Origin of the sequence: Paracoccus luteus (genome assembly GCF_004522155.1) — a bacterium.
GTDB classification, from domain to species: Bacteria; Pseudomonadota; Alphaproteobacteria; order Rhodobacterales; family Rhodobacteraceae; genus Paracoccus; species Paracoccus luteus.
In genome coordinates this window covers 94,375-111,908 of sequence record NZ_SDEA01000007.1, presented here as the reverse complement: position 1 = coordinate 111,908, position 17,534 = coordinate 94,375, and the positions used below count along the sequence as shown (strand labels likewise).

General features: G+C 72.2%; 15 protein-coding genes. 9 read left to right on the top strand and 6 right to left on the bottom strand.

Annotated elements, in window-relative coordinates:
* The 6 genes from EPA64_RS10470 to EPA64_RS10445 form a co-directional block, all read right to left on the bottom strand.
* The gene (locus EPA64_RS10470) at positions 1–1,512 is read right to left on the bottom strand and encodes an AMP-binding protein (protein ID WP_134726301.1); all 1,512 of its coding nucleotides are present in this window, start codon (positions 1,510–1,512) and stop codon (positions 1–3) included.
* A gap of 2 nt (positions 1,513–1,514) precedes the next feature.
* The gene (locus EPA64_RS10465; protein ID WP_134726300.1) at positions 1,515–2,120 is read right to left on the bottom strand and encodes a serine acetyltransferase; all 606 of its coding nucleotides are present in this window, start codon (positions 2,118–2,120) and stop codon (positions 1,515–1,517) included.
* Positions 2,117–3,169 carry a glycosyltransferase 61 family protein gene (locus EPA64_RS10460; RefSeq protein WP_167626646.1) on the bottom strand — a complete coding sequence of 351 codons (1,053 nt, stop codon included), beginning with the start codon at positions 3,167–3,169 and terminating at the stop codon, positions 2,117–2,119. The genes EPA64_RS10465 and EPA64_RS10460 overlap by 4 nt, the downstream gene beginning before the upstream one ends.
* A 101-nt stretch (positions 3,170–3,270) precedes the next feature.
* Positions 3,271–4,431 (bottom strand): GDSL-type esterase/lipase family protein, encoded by a 1,161-nt coding sequence (locus tag EPA64_RS10455; protein ID WP_134726298.1) that lies wholly within the window; start codon positions 4,429–4,431, stop codon positions 3,271–3,273.
* Positions 4,428–5,894 (bottom strand): GumC domain-containing protein, encoded by a 1,467-nt coding sequence (locus EPA64_RS10450; protein WP_134726297.1) that lies wholly within the window; start codon positions 5,892–5,894, stop codon positions 4,428–4,430. Before EPA64_RS10450 ends, EPA64_RS10455 begins: the two co-directional genes overlap by 4 nt.
* Entirely contained in the window at positions 5,895–6,764 is an 870-nt protein-coding gene (locus EPA64_RS10445; protein ID WP_134726296.1) for a P-loop NTPase family protein, read from the bottom strand.
* 307 nt (positions 6,765–7,071) lie between these two features.
* Here EPA64_RS10445 and EPA64_RS10440 point away from each other — a divergent pair, with 307 nt between their 5' ends.
* The 9 genes from EPA64_RS10440 (at position 7,072) to xrtE (ending at position 17,516) form a co-directional block, all read left to right on the top strand.
* Entirely contained in the window at positions 7,072–8,484 is a 1,413-nt protein-coding gene (locus EPA64_RS10440; protein ID WP_134726295.1) for a hypothetical protein, read from the top strand.
* A 40-nt stretch (positions 8,485–8,524) separates the two neighbouring features.
* Entirely contained in the window at positions 8,525–10,819 is a 2,295-nt protein-coding gene (locus EPA64_RS10435) for an acyltransferase family protein (RefSeq protein WP_220443743.1), read from the top strand.
* A complete protein-coding gene (locus tag EPA64_RS10430) occupies positions 10,816–12,399 on the top strand; it encodes a GMC oxidoreductase (protein WP_134726294.1) in 1,584 nt (527 codons plus the stop codon). The genes EPA64_RS10435 and EPA64_RS10430 overlap by 4 nt, the downstream gene beginning before the upstream one ends.
* A gap of 126 nt (positions 12,400–12,525) precedes the next feature.
* The gene (locus EPA64_RS10425) at positions 12,526–13,260 is read left to right on the top strand and encodes an SDR family NAD(P)-dependent oxidoreductase (RefSeq protein ID WP_246026713.1); all 735 of its coding nucleotides are present in this window, start codon (positions 12,526–12,528) and stop codon (positions 13,258–13,260) included.
* A gap of 67 nt (positions 13,261–13,327) precedes the next feature.
* On the top strand, positions 13,328–14,242 hold the full coding sequence (locus EPA64_RS10420) for a T9SS C-terminal target domain-containing protein (RefSeq protein WP_134726293.1): 915 nt from the start codon (positions 13,328–13,330) through the stop codon (positions 14,240–14,242).
* 3 nt (positions 14,243–14,245) lie between these two features.
* On the top strand, positions 14,246–15,160 hold the full coding sequence (locus EPA64_RS10415) for an oligosaccharide flippase family protein (RefSeq protein ID WP_246026712.1): 915 nt from the start codon (positions 14,246–14,248) through the stop codon (positions 15,158–15,160).
* Entirely contained in the window at positions 15,151–15,594 is a 444-nt protein-coding gene (locus EPA64_RS16735; protein ID WP_246026711.1) for an MATE family efflux transporter, read from the top strand. Before EPA64_RS10415 ends, EPA64_RS16735 begins: the two co-directional genes overlap by 10 nt.
* Positions 15,595–15,681: 87 nt before the next feature.
* A complete protein-coding gene (locus EPA64_RS10410; RefSeq protein ID WP_134726292.1) occupies positions 15,682–15,888 on the top strand; it encodes a hypothetical protein in 207 nt (68 codons plus the stop codon).
* Between the two features lie 71 nt (positions 15,889–15,959).
* A complete protein-coding gene (gene xrtE, locus EPA64_RS10405; protein ID WP_134726291.1) occupies positions 15,960–17,516 on the top strand; it encodes an exosortase E/protease, VPEID-CTERM system in 1,557 nt (518 codons plus the stop codon).
* Positions 17,517–17,534 lie beyond the last annotated feature (18 nt).

The following is a 17,534-nucleotide window of genomic DNA, read 5'->3' as shown; positions in this document are numbered from 1 at the left end:
TCAAGCCTCGTCCTTGGCGGCGCAGGCGGCGGCGACGGCTTTCCGGTCCAGCTTGCCGCTGGAGATCCGGGGCATCGGCCCGTCCCACGCGTGAATGCGCCGGGGCATCATGTAGTGTGCGGCCCGCGCGCGAAAGTGGTCGATCAGCGCCGGTTCCAAAAAACCGTCCCGCGGAGCGACGGCCAGATGCACGGCCTGGCCCATCGTGTCATCCTCGACCCCCCAGGCGACCGCGTCGGCGACAAGGCCGCTGGCATAGGCGTGTTCCTCGACCTCTTCGGGGGACAGGCGGAACCCCATCGTCTTGATCATCGCGTCGCGGCGGCCGACGAACCACAAATCGCCGTCCGCGTCCATCCGCACCGTGTCGCCGGAATGGACGACGCGGACGCCCCCCAGCGCGGGGCAGGGGCGGAACTTTTCGGCCGTCTGTTCGGGCTTGCCCCAATAGCCGAGGCTGACCAGCGGCCCTGCGTGGATCAGCTCGCCGTCCTCGCCCGGCCCCGCCAGCGTCCCGTCGGGGCGCAGCACGCGGACATCTGCGCCGGGAATGGCGCGGCCGATGGCGCCGGCCTTGGTGGCGAACAGATGGGGGGGCAGGTGGGTGGACCGGAACGCCTCGGTCAGGCCATACATCAGGTGGATCGCCACGCCGGGGAAGACCTGCGGCATCAGCGCCAGAATCGGATCGGGGATCTTGCCGCCGGTGTTGGTCACCCGCCGCAGCGTGGGCATCGGCGTCGGATTGTCGGCCAGATGGCGCACCACCTGTCCCCACAGCGGCGGCACGCAGGCAAGGCCGGTCGCGCCGTGGCGGTTGATCGCGGCCACGATCTCGGCCGGCATCGGCACGGGCTGGTGGATGACCGTGCCGCCCAGCAGCAGCATCGTCGTCAGCTGGTTCAGCCCGTAATCGAAACTATAGGGCAGGACGCTGACCAGCCGGTCGTCGGGGCCGAGCCCCAGGTATCGCGCGACGGCCCGCGCCCCGGTCAGGACGTTGTGGTGCGTCAGCATCACGCCCTTGGGCTGCCCGGTGGACCCCGAGGTGTAAAGGATCATCGCCAGATCGCTGTCCAGCACCGGCGCGACCGGCGGCGGCGGCCCGGCGTCGGCCCAGCCCTGCGCGCCGCGGACCAGCACCGGCGGGGCACCCTCGCCCAGCCGCCCTGCGGGCACGGGGCCGGTCAGCACCGCCGCCGCCCGGCTGTCGGCGATGACATAGGCCAGCTGTTCGGCCGTCCACTGGGCGTTGACGTTGACCACCACCGCGCCGATGCGCGCCGCGCCCATCATCGCCGCCACCTCGGAGGCGGATTTGCGCAGATGCACGATCACCCGGTCGCCCCGCGCCACGCCCTGCGCGGCCAGCCAGCCCGCGACGCCCGCCGCCTCGTCCATCAGCGCGGCATAGGTGACGGTGCGGTCGGGTTCCACGATGGCGGGGGCGTCGGCGCGGTCGGGCAGGTTGTCGGCCAGCAGGTCGTGCAGCGTCATTGCAAGCGGCGTCATCGTCACGACCCCCGGCTCAGCGGGCCAAGCCGCGGCATGATGCGCGCGGGCGATCCGACCGCGATGCAGTCGTCGGGCACGTCGGTCGTGACGGCGGTGTTCGCCCCGATGCGGACCCGGTCCCCGATGCGGACGGCCCCCAGCACGCACGAGTTCACGCCGATGAACACGTCGTCCCCGATCACCGGCGCGCCCGGTCCCATGTTGGTGCCGATGGTGGTGTTGTGCATGATCCCCAGCCGGTCCCCGATCACCGCGTCCGGGTGGATCGAGATCGAGCCTTCGCAATGGACGATGTGCAGGTCGCGCCCGATGCGGGTCTGCGGCGGCAGGAACACTCGCGTCCAGGGGGCCACGAAAAAGTTCAACAGCCCATAGGTCTTACCCGCGATGGCGCGCGACCAGCGCCCCCGGCGCGAGATCGCCCACTGGCCGTAACGGAACGTCGCCATCGCCAGGAACGCGGGCTCTGACAGGCGGCGGCCATGCACGACCCAGTCGCCACGGATCGCCGCGCGCAGGTCGGACAGGTCGGGCAGCGGGCGATAGGGCGGCGCGGCGCCGGGCCGCAGGGGGGCTGTGTCGTGGATCGGGCCTGTGTCGTTCATGCTGCCTCGGCCATCAGATCGAAGGTCGCCATCAGCTCGTCGCCGTCCACCGCGAAATGCCGGGCCGAGCCGGTGCCGATCAGGATGCCGTAATCCTGCAACCGCCGGTCCGTCATCAGCTTCAGCCCGCCGTTCACCCGGTCGGGCGGGTGGATCGTCAGCAGCCCGGTGCCGGGCGCCATCGCGACCAGGGCGTGGGCCAGCTGGCTGCCTTCGTTGCCGATGGCGATCCGGGCGCCCGCGCAGGCGGCGATGATCGTCGCCGCATCGTCGCGCCGGGGGTCCAGGATGGTGACGCCGCGTTCGCGGGCCAACCGGTCGGCCAGCGCCTGTTCGTCGGCCAGGATGCGCTGCATGCCGGTCGTGCCGCGCAGGACGAACACGCCCGGATGCGGGGTCGCGTCGAACCCCGCGATCAGCCGGCGGCGCTGTTCGGCGGCGCGGGCCTGCTGGCCGGGGTTGGCGCCGTGGTCGTCGAACAGGACCATTTCGTCGAACCGGCCGGTGGTCAGGTGGGCGGGGTCCATGCCCAGCCGCGACTGGTAATCGGACATATGCCCCACGGGCGGGGGCCGGGTGGTGACGATGGGGCTGTCGGCCACGCGTTCGGCCAAAAGCCAGGTCACGCAATCCTCGGCCAGCCAGTTGCCGAAATAGGTGTTGCCGATCCAGCTTTCGAACAGCGTCGCCCGCCCGGCGTCGGGCGGCGCGCGGTGCCATGCCGGGTGGCCGCGCTGCGCCTGCAGGTGCCGCGCCGCGGCCCCGGCATACAGCACGCCGCCGACCAGATCGACGTCGGTCAGCCGCATTGCCAGCGTCGGCGGCTGGGGCGAATCGAACCCGCCGGTGAAATGCTGCGTGACCTCGGCGGCGGAGGCGAACTCGGTCCCGCGCATCCGGTCCAGCATGCCGGGCAGGCACAGGACCGGGGGCACGGCCAGATCGCCGCCGGGTTCGACGGCGGTGATCTCGGCCATCGCGGCGATGTCGGGGACCGGCCGGCCCAGCCTGGACCGCAATGCGTTCAACCCGGGACGGAATGAAATCACGCAGCGTCCTCCTGCCTGTCGGGGCCAGTATGGTGGCGGCGGACGCTTTTGTCGAATGCTAAGCCCGGTGCAAAGCCTGCGACGGTCCGGTCCGCGCCGCATCAGGGAAAGGGCGGCGGCGCCGCGGCCAGATAGGCGGCAATCGTGGCCGAGATGGCGGCGTGGTCGGCCGCGGACGGGTGCCAGCCGCAGGCGGTCTTGTCCATGCGCGGCAGGCTGACCAGCGCCACGGCGTCGTCGCCCGCGTCTTCCCGCAGGTCCAGCGCGGCGCGGTGGGCGCGCATATAGGGGCGCCCGTATTCCGGCCAGACCGCCAGCAGGATCGCGGCATCCGGCGCGCGGTCGCGCAGACCGGCCAGGAAATCCGCCAGCGCCGGGGCAAAGTCGCGGGCGATGGCGCGGGGGCCGTCCCACCGCTCGTCCGGTTGCAGGGGCGAGGCGAAGTCGTTGGACCCGATCGCCACCACGATCAGCTGCGGCCGCCACGCGTCGGCGGGGTCCGGCGGCGCGACCGTGTCCGCCCACAGCGTGCGCGGATAGATCGCGGGCATGGTGCGGTCGGGCGCCGCGCCGCCATAGTTGCGGATCAGGCCCACGCCGGTCGCGGCGTGCAGCCGCAGGTCGGCCCCCAGCGTGCGCGCCAGTTGCGCGGGCCAGGCGGCGGTGCTGTCGCTCGACGCCTCGGTCGTGGCGGCATCGCAGTCGCGGCCGTCGTGCAGGATGCCGTGGCCGGTGCTGTCGGAATCGCCGATGACCTCGATCCGGCGCGGCGGCGGTGGCGGTGGCGGGCGGACGGCGGCCGCGTCGGGCACCAGCAGGCGCGGCAGGACGCCGGGTTCGCCGGGCGTCTCGCCCAGCGTCTCGATCAGGAGGCGGTGGGGGCCGGGGCCGGGGGCGTCGAGGTCAAGGGTGCCGGTGGCGGGGCGGTCCAGCGTGACCACGCGAGGGGCCGGGCCGCCGCCGTCGATGGTCACGCGATAGCGCGCCGGGCTGTCGGTCAGGGCCAGCGCGGCGGCGGGGCCGGCGAACTCTGCCTCGGCCCGGATGGCGGGCCACTGGTGCAGCAGCTTGCCGTCCCGCGCGGCGACCCGGCCCTGGATGCGCATCGGCGCCTCGGTCCAGCCCTCATGCCGCGCCGCCTGGGCGCGGGCCGCAGATGGCAGGGCCACTGCCAGCGCCAGCGCGAGCCGGATCGCGATCCCCCCGCGTCCCCGCGCGGCAGGCCGGGCCGCAAAGTCCGGGATCGCGCGCGGGACGATCATGCCACGGGCGGGACGACCAGACGCCACGAATACCACGCGCCCGCGGCAAGGACGGCGACGGTCAGGGCAAGCCGCGCCAGCCCCGCGGCCCGTTCCGCCGGGGTGGGCAGGCGGCGGGACACGGCGATGGCGCCGGTGCCCAGGGCCTTTTCCAGCTGGCGCGGGGTGCGCAGGATCGGGCGCGAGAACTCCAGCAGCAGCGCCAGCAGCAGCGCCGCGCCGCCGGTCGCGGCGACGCCCAGCACCGCCACCCGGCGGCGGTTGGACGACTGCGGCCGCTCGGGCACGGCGGCGCGTTCCAGGATCACCATGCGCTCGCCGTGTTCGTCCGAGATGAGGCCCTGGTCCAGCCGGGCCGCGGCCAGCCGCGCGGCCACGGCGTCGCGCTGGGTTTCCAGCCCGCGCAGCTGCCGGTTCAGCACGTCCAGCCGCTGCGCCACGTCGGGCATGCGGGCGATGGCGCGGTCGATGTCGGCCAGCCGGGCATCCAGCGCCGTGCGCTCATCCTCCATCGTGGTCAGCTGTTCGTCGATCAGCGCGACCTGCCGCTGAAGGCCGGGCGACAGGTTGCTGGCCCCGCCCCGCTGCAGTTCGGCGATGCTGTCCTGCAGGCGCTGCACCTCGGGGTGGTTGTCGCCCAGCCGTCGGCGGGCCTGCGCCAGATCCACGCGCAGCCGCCCGATCTGTTCGGACAGCGACACCGTGGTCGTGCCGCCTTCGGGGCCGCCGTCGCTGACCTCGATCGTCAGGCGCTCACGCTCCAGCGCCTGGATGCTGCGGGTGGTGGCCACGCGCTGGCCCTGCAGGGTGGTCAGTTCGGTCTGCAGCAGTTCCTGGTTCTCGGGCAGGGCGTCCATCTCGCTGCGGCGCACGGCGTCCACGTCGTCCTGCACGGCGTTGACCTGCGCCAGCAGGCGCTGATCCTCGTCGTTGAGGGCCGACACCAGGTCGCCCAGACGGCGCACGATCACGTCGCGGTTGCCCGCCACGATCTGGTCGGCGATGTCGTTGGCCAGCGCCGCGGCGACGGGCGCGGAACCGGCGTTGGCCGTCACCATCAGCGCCGAGACGCCGCCGTCCGGGCCCGGCACGCCGCCCGCCGACGGGATCAGGTCGATGCGCATGTCCTGCCGGAACCGCCACAGCCGGTCGGCGTCGGTCATCTGGGGCGTATCCTCGAACAGGTGATGGCGGGCGATCATCTCCATCACGTTGCGCCGCGTCATCACGCGCTGTTCGATCAGCCGCAGCCGCGCCGGCGCGTCGGCGGTCTGGGTGCCCAGCCCCGCCGCCTGCATGGCGGACGGCTGCAGCTGGATCGCCGTGATCGCCTGATAGGTGCGCGGCAGCGAGGTCGCGTGGGTCAGCGTGGCGACGATGCCCACCGCCAGCACGACCGCGATCAGGGGCGCGCGGCGCACCAGCATGGAAATCAGTTCGCGCAGTCCGACGATCGGTCCCATTCAGCCCTCGGCATCGTAGAGAAACAGGCCCAGCACCGGCCGCCGCGCGGCGACCAGCCGTTCGGCGCCGCGCACGGTCGCCGCGGTGTCCTGGGTGCCGTCGACGGCGACCAGCACGGTGTCCACCATCTCGATCGCGGCGATCCCGGCGTCGCCGGCCAGGATGGGCGGGACGTGGACGACCACCAGATCGGGCGCCAGCCCGGCCAGCAGGTCGGTGACATGGCGGTGGAACTGCGGCGCCAGCAGCGTCTCGGACCCGCGTCCGGGCGCCGAGGCAAAGCTGAGGATCGCGAGGTTCGCCTGCAGCCGCGACCGGCTGCTGCGGGTCGCGCCATCCGGCGCGGCCACGGTCTGGCCCAGCAGGCCAAGCACGGGCCGGCGTTCCAGGTCCAGGTCCACCAGCGCGACCCGCTGGTCCGGCCGCCGCGCGGCGGCCAGCGCCAGGTTCAGCGCGGTCGCGGCCGAGGCCGGGCCGGGGCTGGACTGCGCGACGCCAAGCCGCGTCCAGCCCGCGTCCGCAAGCGCATACAGCGCCCGCGTCCGCAGCACGTCATAGGGGTGGGTCGAGGCAAGGCCGCGGTGCGCCTGCGGGCCGCCGGCCAGCCGCCGCCGCAGGTCCGCGGCGTGGGGCCAAGGCAGCGGGGACAGCGTGGCCCACGCGTCGCCGTCGGGTCCATGCGCCCCCGTCGCGTGCAGGGCCGCGGCGCCCGGCGCCCCGGCGGAATCGGGCGGCGCGGCGGCGCGTGCGGGCGCCAGCGTCCGCGGCGTGCCGGAGGGCAGGGCGCGCGCGGTCGGGCGCTGATCCGCCCCGTCCTGTTCGGTCCCGCGCCGGTCCGTCCCGCCGCGGCCCGCGTCACCCCCGGCCACGTCGGTCCTATCCGCTGCCGGATGGGACGGGACAGCCTGCGCGGCGGCGGCCGGCGCAGGACGCCCCGGTTGCGGATCTGCCGCGCGATGGTTCTTTACGGTGCCGTCCACGATGTCCCCGGTCTGTTTCGTCTGGAATATTACGCGTCTTTGCCGCCGTCTCAACGACGATTGCGTGAATGCGGCCCCGCTTGGGGCGTTTATGTCGAACAAATGCTGGGCATTTTCGCCCGGCCTGTCTTTTCGGACAGGCTTGCCGCCGGGCCTGCGGCCCCTATGCTGCAGGCTTCGGAAAAAGGGGGCACGGGTGCATTCGCCGCTGGGCTTGATCGTCCTGACATTGTGGCCGGCGGTGGCGGCGCTGCTGTTTTCGCGGCTGGACCGCGCCAATGCGGTCATCTGGACGATCCTCGGCGGGTATCTGGCGCTGCCGCCGCTGGTCGGGATCGACCTGCCGATGGTGCCGCTGCTGGACAAGAACTCGGTCGCGGCGCTGGCGGCGCTGGCGGGGGTGCTGACCGTGGGCACGGGCGACGCCGGTCCCGCCCCGGCCATGCCCGCCTGGGTCAAGGCGATGCTGGCGATGGCGATCCTGTCGCCCGCGCTGACCGCGATGGCCAACACCGAGCCGCTGGTCGAGGGCGTCAGCTATCGCCGCGCGATGGGCCCCTATGACGGGTTCACCGGCTCCATCGCGGCGGCGATCGAGATGATCCCGTTCATCCTTGGCTATCTGGTGCTGTCGTCGCCGCGGGCGTTGCGGGCCTGGCTGCGGGCGCTGGTGCTGGGGGCGCTGGCCTATGCGCCGCTGATGCTGCTGGAAATCCGGCTGAGCCCGCAGATCAACGTCTGGGTCTATGGGTTCTTTGCCCATGATTTCGGCCAGATGATGCGCTATGGCGGGTTCAGGCCGATGGTGTTCCTGTCGCACGGGCTGTGGGTCGCGATCTTTGCGTCCTCGGCGGTGCTGGCGGCGGCGACGCGGCTGCGCGACCGCGCGGCCGACGCCCTGCGCGGGCGCCGCCTGTGGATTCTCGTCGGGCTGCTGATCCTGCTGGTGCTGTGCAAAAGCCTTGCCTCGATCCTTTATGCGTTCCTTCTGGTGCCGCTGATCCTGCTGGCGCCGCCCCGCGTCCAGTTCCGGGTGGCCGTGGTGCTGGCGGTGGCGGTGCTGTTCTATCCGCTGCTGCGCTGGCTGGATGCGATCCCGGTCCGGGCGGTCAGCGACTTTGTCATGGGGCTGGACACCGACCGCGGCGGATCGCTGGAGTTCCGCCTGATGAACGAGGACGTGCTGCTGGCCCGCGCCGCCGAAAAACCGCTGACCGGCTGGGGCGGGTGGAACCGCAACCACGAGGTCGATCCCTTCAGCGGCCGCGTCACCACGGTCACGGACGGGCGCTGGATCGTGCAGATGTCGGCCGGGGGGCTGATCAGCTTTGCCGCGACATTCCTGCTGCTGACGGGGTCGGTGGTGCGCGCGGCACGGGCGGCGCGGGCGACGGCCTCGTCGTCGGACGCGGCGGCGGCGGGGCTGGCGCTGATCGTGGCGGCGAACATGGTCGACCTGATCCCCAACTCGACCCTGACCTCGCTGACCTGGATCTCGGCCGGGGTGCTGGCCGGCTGGGCCGCGCGGCGGCAGGCCGAGGGCGGACCCGCCGCCGCGGCCGCCACCCCGCACGCGCGGCCCGCGCCGATGCGGGTGATCCTGTCATGATGCCCGCCCCGGCGGCGGCCCCCCTGGGCAGAGCGTCCGCGTGAATCCGGCATCGCTGACCTATCGCCCCGAGATCGACGGGCTGCGCGCCGTCGCGGTGCTGGCCGTGGTGCTGTATCACTTCGGCGTGCCGGGGCTGGGCGGCGGGTTCGTCGGCGTGGACGTGTTCTTCGTCATCTCGGGCTATCTGATCGGTGCGATCCTGTGGCGCGAGGCCGCGGACAGCGGCCGCATCTCGCTGGGCCGGTTCTGGCTGCGCCGCTTTCGCCGTCTTGCCCCCGCCTGGTCGGTGATGGCGCTGGCGGTGTGGGCGGTCGGCTATGCCGTGCTGCTGCCCCATGATTTCCGCGAACTGGGCAAGTCGCTGATCGCGGCGACGGTGTTCGCCGCGAACATCCACCAGTTCCGGCAGGCGGGCTATTTCGACGCCTCGGCCGAGGAAAAGCCGCTGCTGCACATGTGGTCGCTGTCGCTGGAAGAGCAGTTCTACGTCGTCCTGCCGCTGCTGCTGCTGGCGCTGGCGCGCCGGCCGCGCATTGCGCTGGCGGTGCTGGCGGGCTTTGCCGTGGCATCGCTGGCCGGGTCGGTCATCGCCACCCGCAGCCATCACGTCGCGGCGTTCTATCTGTTCCCCTTCCGCGCGTGGGAGCTGTTGGCCGGCGTCCTGCTGGCGGTGCGCGACCAGCACGCGCGCCCGGCGCGGCTGGGCTGGCCGGTGTCGGCGGCGGGGCTGGCGCTGGTCGTTGCGGCGGTCGTGCTGATCCGCCCCGGCGCGGGCTTTCCGGGCTGGGTGGCGATGGTGCCGGTCGCGGGGACAGTGCTGCTGATCCTGAACGGGCGCGACGACAATCCGGTCAACCGCCTGCTGGCGACGCGGCCGATGGTGATGGTCGGGCTGATCTCGTATTCGCTGTATCTGTGGCACTGGCCGGTCCGCAGCCTTGCGCTGTTCGTGCTGGGGCCGGATCTGTCGGCGCCGACCCGCGCCGGGCTGATCGCCCTGTCCTTTGCGCTGGGGTGGCTGTCGTGGCGGTTCGTCGAACGCCCGGCGCGCGACCCCGGCCTGCTGCCGCGCCGGGCGCTGGTCGCGGGCGTGGCCGCCAGCATGGCGGGACTGGTCGCGCTGGGGGCGTGGCCCTATCTGCGCGCGGGTCTGCCCGGCCGCTGGTCCCCGCAGGTGCTGGTCCATGCCGCCGCGGCGCAGGATTTCATCCAGGACTGGTCGCGCTGCACCACGCAGGCCGATGGCCCCTGGGCGGGGGTCGAGGTCTGCGCCCTGGGACCGGACGGCCCGCCGCAGGTGCTGGCCTGGGGCGATTCGCACCTGCGCGCCATCAAGGAGGGGCTGGACGACGCCGCCCACCACGCCGGGGTTCCCACCCTGCTGATCTGGCACGCGGGCTGCCCGCCGCTGTTCGGCGTCGACAAGCGCGAGACGGCCGCCACCCGCGCCGAGGATGCCGCCTGTTCCGCCGACAACCGCCAGATCGCCGAGGGGATCGCGGCGACCGACATCCCCACGATCCTGCTGGTCGGGCGGTGGAGCTATTACGCCACCGGCGCCGGCAGCGGGGTGGACGCGCATAACCGCATCGTGCTGTCGGCGCAGTCGGAAGGGCAGGCAGGGACGCAAGCGGACGGGCAGGCGGCGGCACGGCCGGGCGCGCTGGCGCGGGCTGAAGGGCAAACGGGCGCGCAAGCGGACGGGCAGGCGGCGGCGCAGGCAGAAGGGCCGGCCGGTGCGCAGGCAGGGGCGCAAGCGGACGGGCGGGCAGAGGCGCAGGCGGGCGGGCAGGCGGCGGAGCAGGAGAGGGCGCAGGCGGACGAACAGGCGGCGGCGCAGGAGAGGGCGCGGGCGGACGAACAGGCGGCGGCGCAGGCGGACAAGCAGATGGACGGGCAGGCGGGCGACGCGCCCTATCCCGCCGCCGTCGCCGGGACGCTGGATGCGCTGGCCGCGCCGGGGCGGCGGGTGTTCGTCCTGCGGCAGGTGCCGGAACTGCCCCGCTATCGCTCGGCCGAGGTTGCGCGCGCGATGGCGCGCGGTGCCCCCGTGGCGCCCGACGCGCTGTCGGTGCAAAGGCCCGAGGCCGAGGCGCGCGACGCCGCCGGCTTCGCCCCGTTCCGCGCGGCCGAGGCCGCGGGGCGGGTCGCGATCCTGGACCCGTGGTCCGGGCTGTGCGATGCGCAACAATGCCTTGCGCTGGGCACCAGCCCCGACCCGGAACAACCCTCGCCCGTCTATTTCGACAACAACCACTTGACCAACACCGGCGCGCGCGGCCTTGCCGATATTTTCGCGCCGCTGTGGGTGCAAAAGGATATTCCTGAATGAACACCGCCGCGGAAGACCGGATCTGGGACGTCGTCGTGATCGGCGCCGGGCTGGGCGGCGGCCTGTGCGGCCGCGCGCTGGCCGAGGCGGGGTTGTCGGTGCTGTTCGTGGATCGCGGCCGCGAGGGTCCGCGTCAGGCGGTCAACGGGCTGGACTGCCCCGAGGGCGATCCGTTCGCCCGCACCGCCTATGGTTGCTGGCCCACGCGGCTGCGCGGCAGTTTCGACGGCAAGCCCGTCACCGACTACGCGATGCAGGGGACGGGGCCGGGGGGCACCTCGGTCTTTTACGCCGCCTCGCTCGAGCGGCCCGAGCGGCACGACCTGGAATCGACCCCCGCGATGCCGCATCCGACCGGCGGCTGGCCCGTGGGCCATGACGAGTTCCGCCCCTGGTTCGATCGCGCGCAGACCCTGATGGCGCTGTCGGGCACGCCAGACCCGCTGCGCCCCGACCCCGTCGCGCCCCTGCGCCAGCCGCCGCCGCTGTCGCCGGCCGAAACCGGGCTGGTGGCACGGATGCAGGCGGGCGGGCTGCACCCCTATCGCACCCATCTTGCCATCCGGGGCGGGCCGGGCTGCATGGAATGCATCGGCCACAAATGCCCGCGCGACTGCAAGCAGGACGGGCGGTCGGCCGGGGTGGAACCGGCTCTGGCCACCGGCCGGGCGGTGTTTCTGGGCGACACCGTCGTGCGCCGCATCTGCGGCGGCCCCGACCGCGTGACCCATGTGCAAGCGGAATGCGAGGGCGAACCCGTGACCCTGCGCGCCCGCGCCTTTGTGCTGGCCGCAGGGGCGCTGGGGTCGCCGCATCTGCTGCTGGCCTCGGCGTCGGAACAGTGGCCGCAGGGCTGCGCGAACGACAGCGGGCTGGTCGGGCGCGGGCTGATGTTCCATCTGGGCGAGCGGGTGGCGCTGTGGCCGCCGCGCGGGCTGGACCGCACCGGCCCGGCCAAGACGCTGTGCCTGCGGGACTTTTATTCCCATGACGGCCGCAGGCTGGGGCTGTTCCAGTCGCTGGGCCTGCCGGCCAACTATGGCAACATCGTCCATCTGCTGAACGGGCGCTATGACGGCTCGGTCCTGCGGCATTTCCGGCCGGGGCGCGAGTTCACGCGCATCCCCGCGCTGATCGCCGCGCGCCTGCTGGGCGAGGCGCGGATCTTTGTCGGCATCCTGGAAGACCTGCCGCTAGACGAGAACCGCCTGACCTATGATCCGGCCCACCCCGACGCGTTCACCTTTGTTTATCGGATTTCGGACGAACTGCGCGAACGCCGCGCCCTGTTCCGGCGTTGCATCCGCAAGGGCCTGCGGGGCATCCGGTCACTGTTCCTGTCGCTGCAGCCGGAACTGAATCTGGCGCACCCCTGCGGCACGCTGCGGTTTTCGGACGATCCCCGCCGGGGCGTGCTGGACCGCGACTGCAAGGCGCATGGCGTGGATAACCTTTTCGTGGCAGATTCGTCGTTCATGCCGACTTCGACGGGGGTGAACCCCAGCCTGACCATTGCCGCGAACGCCCTGCGCGTCGCCGATGTGATCGTCCGCAGGCTGGGGCAGCAAGCAGAACGCTAGCAACGAGGTGGAAGCGTGGAGGAGATTCGAGAGAGGAAGCCGCAGACCGGGCCGCCCGCCGCGCGCAGCGTGACAAGCCGGACCCCGCCTGCGGCTCACAGGATCGCCGATGGTCGCGTCGCGATCGTGACGGGCGCCAGCGCCGGGCTGGGCCGGGCGCTGGCGGTCGAGCTGACCGACCGCGGCGTGATCGTCGCCGGCATCGCGCGGCGGGCCGACGCGCTGGCCGCGACGGGCGCGCTGTGCGCCGACGGGCGGTTCCACGACCTTGCAGGCGATGTCCGCGACGCGCAGCGGATGCGCGACATCGTGGCGGACGTGGAACAGCGCATCGGTCCCGTCGCCATCCTGATCAACAACGCCGCCGTCTATCCGCGGCATGATTTCCTGTCCGCCCCGGCCGAGGACGTGATCGACGAGATCGCGATCAACCTTGACGGCTATGTCACCACGACCAGCGCGGTCCTGCCGGGAATGGCGGCGCGCGGCACCGGCCGGATCGTCAACGTCAGCAGCTTTGCCGGCGACGAGCCGCTGACCGGCAGCCTCGGCTATAGCGTCAGCAAGGCGGGGGTGCGCGCCCTGACCCGCGCCATCGCCGCCGAGACGCGGCACCGCCTGCCCGGCATCGTCGTCAGCGAATGGCTGCCGGGGGTGATGAACACCCGCATCGGCGTGCCCGGCGCGCTGGACCCGGCGGTGGCGGCGGTCTGGGGCGCAAGGCTGGCGATGGACAACGACCCGGCGCTGCACAACGCGGTCTTCGTCCGGGACGAGCAGCGTCTGCCCCCGCGCGGCGCGGCGCAGCGGATCAAAGATTTGCTTTTGATGCGTTTCCCGGCGCCGCCGCGACGGTTGTGATGGCAGGACCGGGCCCGGCCGTGCTATCGGGGGCCGACATGGATGGACAGCCTGCGATGGGGGTCAGATGCGACTGCCGCGACTGCGCCGCGTGATCGCGGCGATGATGCTGATGGCGGCGGCCGCACCCGCCGCAGCCGACCCGTGGCCGGTGCGCGACCAGGCGCGGGTGCTGTTTTTCGGCAACAGCCTGATCCATCACCTGACCGACAGCGACACGACCGCCGTTCCGCACTGGCTGGCGCTGATGGCGCGCCATGCGGGCAAGTCCTTTGCGGTGGACGGCGTCTGGGGCTTTCCGCGCCAGTTCTCGGCCGACCTGCCGCCGGTGAACAACTGGGGCTTTGCCGAGGCGGCGCGCGTCAGTTCGGGCGAGGGCCGGCTGGACGCCGCCAGCTATGACCTGGTGATCCTGAATACCGAGAACTTCGTCCACTATCAGTCGCCCGAGCGTCCCTATCAGGGCGACAACCCGTCCGGCGAATCGCCCGTCGATGCGGTGCTTGCGGTCACGGACTGGGTGGCCGCGGCCAGCCCCGCCACGCCGTTCTGGATCTATGAGGGGTGGCCGGACATGACGCCGCTGGTGCGCCGCTTTCCGCCGCGCCCGCGCGAGATGGCGCGCTATCACGGCTTTGCCAAGGGCGATTACCACGACTGGAACCGTGATCTCGTGGCGGCGCTGCAACGCCAGCGGCCCGACCGCGACATCCGGCTGATCCCGGTCAGCCGGGTGATGGCCGACCTGCTGACGCAGCCCGACCTGGCGGCGCTGCCGGTCGAGGCGCTGTATTCCGACATCTCGCCCCACGGGACCGCCACGACCTATCTGCTGGCGGCGATGGTGACCTATGCGGCGATCTATGGCGAACGTCCGCCCGCCGGGTTCGCCGTGCCCGACGGCATCGATCCGGTGGTCGCGCAGGGTTACGAATCCATCGCCGACCGCATCTGGGCCGCCATGTCCACGGGCGCCGACTGATCCATGCGCGCCGCACTGACCCGGCTGAGCCAGGGCCAAAGCCTGCTGCACCGCGCGGCCCGCGGGTCGGCGTGGACGATCGTCGGCGTCTTCGGGGGGCAGGGCATCCGGCTGGCGTCGAACCTTGTGCTGACCCGCCTGCTCTTCCCCGAGGTGTTCGGCGTCATGGCGCTGATCATGGTGATGATCCAGGGGCTGAACAACTTTTCCGACGTGGGGATCACGCCCGCGGTGCTGCAAAGCAGGCGCGGCGACGACCCCGATTTCCTGAACACCGCCTTCACCCTGCAGGCGATCCGCGGCGTGGCGCTGTGGCTGGCCTGTTGCGCGCTGGCCTGGCCCGCGGCCCAGTTCTATCAGGTGCCGGAACTGGCGCTGTATCTGCCTGTGGCGGGCTTCACCTCGGTCATCTGGGGGCTGCAGACCACCAAGATCGAGGAGGCGAACCGGCACCTGCAGCTGGGCCGCCTGACCCGGATCGAGATGCTGTGCCAGCTTGTCACGACGCTGGTGACGGTGGCGCTGGCCGCGGTGATGCAGTCGGCCTGGGCGCTGGTCATCGCGCTGGTGCTGGGCGCGGTCATCAAGATCGTGGCCGCAGACCTGATGCTGCCGGGCAACCGCAACCGCTTTCACTGGGATCCGTCGGCCGCGCGCGAGATGATCGGCTTTGGCAAGTGGATCTTTCCCAGCACCATCGTGGGCTTTGGCCTGGCGCAGGGCGACAAGGCGATCCTGGGCAAATACCTCAGCCTGACCGGGCTGGGGATCTATAACATCGCGTTCTTTCTGGCCAGCTTCGCGCTGCAGATGGGGATGACGGTGATCTGGCGCGTGATGATCCCGATCTATCGCGAATCCCCCCCGGTGCCAGCCGCGACAATTTCCTGCGCGTCCGCCGCATCCGCATGGCGCTGACCGCCGGGTTCCTTGGGGCGCTGGCGGTCATGGCGGCACTGGGCCCGTGGCTGGTCGAGGTGCTGTACGACGACCGCTATGCCGCCGCCGGCGGGCTGGTGCGCCTGATCGCCTGCGCCACGATCCCGCAGCTGATCCTGATCACCTATGACCAGTCGGCGCTGGCCGCGGGCGATTCGCGCCGGTTCTTTGCGCTGACCGTCATCCGCGCCGTGCTGTTCCTGACGCTGTTCTGGCTGGGCGTGCGCGAATGGGGGCTGGCCGGCGGGCTGGCCGGACAGGCGCTGGCGGCGGTGCTGGCCTATCCGGCGACGGTGTGGCTGGCGCGGCGGCACGGGGCATGGGATCCGCTGCACGACATCCTGGCGGCGGCGGCCGGTCTGGCCATCGCCGCAGCCTTTGTCCGCCCGGGCCATGTTGCCGGATTGCTGTGACGAACCTGTCCAAACAGACAGTTGTGCGGTTTCTTGCCGACCCTAGAATCGGAACACTGCGTTTCTTTACCCCGAGGTGATTCCCCGATGCATCGTCTTGTCGCAACCTCCGTGGCCGCCGTCGCGGCCCTGTCGACCCCCGCAATGGCCCAGTCGTGGTGGCCGTGGCCGCCCCGCCCGCCGGTCCATCGCGTCCCCGAGATCGACCTTTACAACGGCGTCGGCGCGGCGATGGCCGTGGTCGCGCTGGGCCTGCTGCTGTGGGACCGCCGTCGCCGGTCGGTCCGGTCCTGACCTCCGATCTCTCTGCGACCCACCCGGCGGCCTTGTCCGCCGGGTGGACCAATTTGCACCGGCTGGCAGCGATGACCGCGCTGCTGGTGGCGCAGCTGGTGTTTGTCGCCATCGTTTATCAGTTCCTCCGCGACATCGACTGCACCAGCTTTGGGCAGCAGAAGGTGTGCGACGTGGTGCGCGACGGCATGGGCCGCGCGCTGGCGCTGCTGGCGGTTCTGGCGCTGGCCATTCCGGCGCGGCGCCGGTCGTTCGGTTTTCTGTGGCGGCGCCCGGGCGATGATCTCGACGGCGCGCTGATCCCCCGGCGGTCCGCCGGGATGGCGCTGGCGGGCTTTGCCATCGCGCTGCTGCCGGCGCTGGCCCCGACCTCGGCGTTCGAGCCGATGCTGCCACTGTTCGCCCTGATGTGGGCGGTCGGGTTCGGCCTGATGGCGGTGGCGGTGCTGGCCGCCACAGGCAGCGCGCGGGACTGGCTGGCCGCGCTGCGCGACGCCGGCCCGGTCATGGCCGGGGCGCTGCTGCTGGCCCTGATCTCGCCCGAGCTGACCGCGCTGGCGGAACACGCCTGGGATTGGCCGGCGCTGACGCGGCTGACCTTTGACCTGGTGGCGCGGCTGTTGGCGATGGTGCCCGGCGCGCTGTATGTCGAAACCGGAACGCTGATCCTGGGCTTTGACGAGTTCTATGTCGAGGTCGGCGGCCCCTGTTCGGGCCTTCAGGGCTTTGCCCTGATCACCCTGATGCTGACCGTCTATCTGACGCTGTTCCGCGACCGCCTGAGGCTGCCGCAGGCGCTGGTGCTGATCCCCATCGGCATCGCCGCCAGCTTTGTGCTGAACGTGCTGCGGATCGCCGTGCTGGTCTGGATCGGGGCGCGCATCTCGCCCCAGCTGGCGGTGGACGGGTTCCACAGCCACGCCGGCTGGCTGACGTTCACGCTGCTCAGCTTTGCGTTGATCGGGGTTGGCCATCTGGTGTTTGCCCGGCCGGTCACCGGACCGACCGCCGCGCCCTTGCCGCCGGTGCGCCGCGATCCGGCGGCGGCGATGCTGGTGCCGCTGATCGTCATGCTGCTGACCGGGCTTGCCGCCGCGACGCTGGTCACGGTTCCGGCGCTGGCCTATCCGGCGCGGGCGCTGGCCATCGCGGCCGCGCTGGCGCTGTTCGCGCCCTATTGGCGCGGCATGGACTGGCGGCCGGGCGCGGTGCCGCTGGGCGCGGGTCTGCTGGTCGGCGCGCTGTGGCTGATCACCGCGACGGCGCCCGCGGACCCGGCGCTGACGGCCGGGCTGGATGCGCTGTCGCCGGCGATGCACGGCCTTTGGGTGCTGTCGCGGCTGGCGGGTGCGATCCTGCTGGTGCCGCTGGTCGAAGAGGCGGCGTTCCGCGGCTTTCTGATCGGAACGCTGGGCGGGGGCAGGTGGGGGCGGCTGGCGATGCTGGTCGTGGGCGCGGCGCTGTTTGCGCTGTTGCACGCGCACCCGGTCGCCTTTGTGGCCGGTCTGGCGTTCGGGCTGGTCTTTCTGCGCCGCATGCGGCTGGCCGATGCCGTCTGGGCGCATGCCGCGGCCAATCTGGTGACAGCCTCGGCGGCGGCGCTGTCAGGCAACTGGGCGGTGGTCTAGGCAAGCCCTGGCGCGCGG

Excerpts from the sequence above, each read along its gene's own strand:
- xrtE (WP_134726291.1), top strand. The coding sequence starts at position 15,960 with ATGACCGCGCTGCTGGTGGCGCAGCTGGTGTTTGTCGCCATCGTTTAT.
- EPA64_RS10450 (WP_134726297.1), bottom strand. The coding sequence starts at position 5,894 with ATGGGACCGATCGTCGGACTGCGCGAACTGATTTCCATGCTGGTGCGC.
- EPA64_RS10410 (WP_134726292.1), top strand. The coding sequence starts at position 15,682 with ATGCATCGTCTTGTCGCAACCTCCGTGGCCGCCGTCGCGGCCCTGTCG.
- EPA64_RS16735 (WP_246026711.1), top strand. The coding sequence starts at position 15,151 with ATGGCGCTGACCGCCGGGTTCCTTGGGGCGCTGGCGGTCATGGCGGCA.
- EPA64_RS10415 (WP_246026712.1), top strand. The coding sequence starts at position 14,246 with ATGCGCGCCGCACTGACCCGGCTGAGCCAGGGCCAAAGCCTGCTGCAC.
- EPA64_RS10430 (WP_134726294.1), top strand. The coding sequence starts at position 10,816 with ATGAACACCGCCGCGGAAGACCGGATCTGGGACGTCGTCGTGATCGGC.
- EPA64_RS10420 (WP_134726293.1), top strand. The coding sequence starts at position 13,328 with ATGCGACTGCCGCGACTGCGCCGCGTGATCGCGGCGATGATGCTGATG.
- EPA64_RS10470 (WP_134726301.1), bottom strand. The coding sequence starts at position 1,512 with ATGACGCCGCTTGCAATGACGCTGCACGACCTGCTGGCCGACAACCTG.
- EPA64_RS10455 (WP_134726298.1), bottom strand. The coding sequence starts at position 4,431 with ATGATCGTCCCGCGCGCGATCCCGGACTTTGCGGCCCGGCCTGCCGCG.
- EPA64_RS10465 (WP_134726300.1), bottom strand. The coding sequence starts at position 2,120 with ATGAACGACACAGGCCCGATCCACGACACAGCCCCCCTGCGGCCCGGC.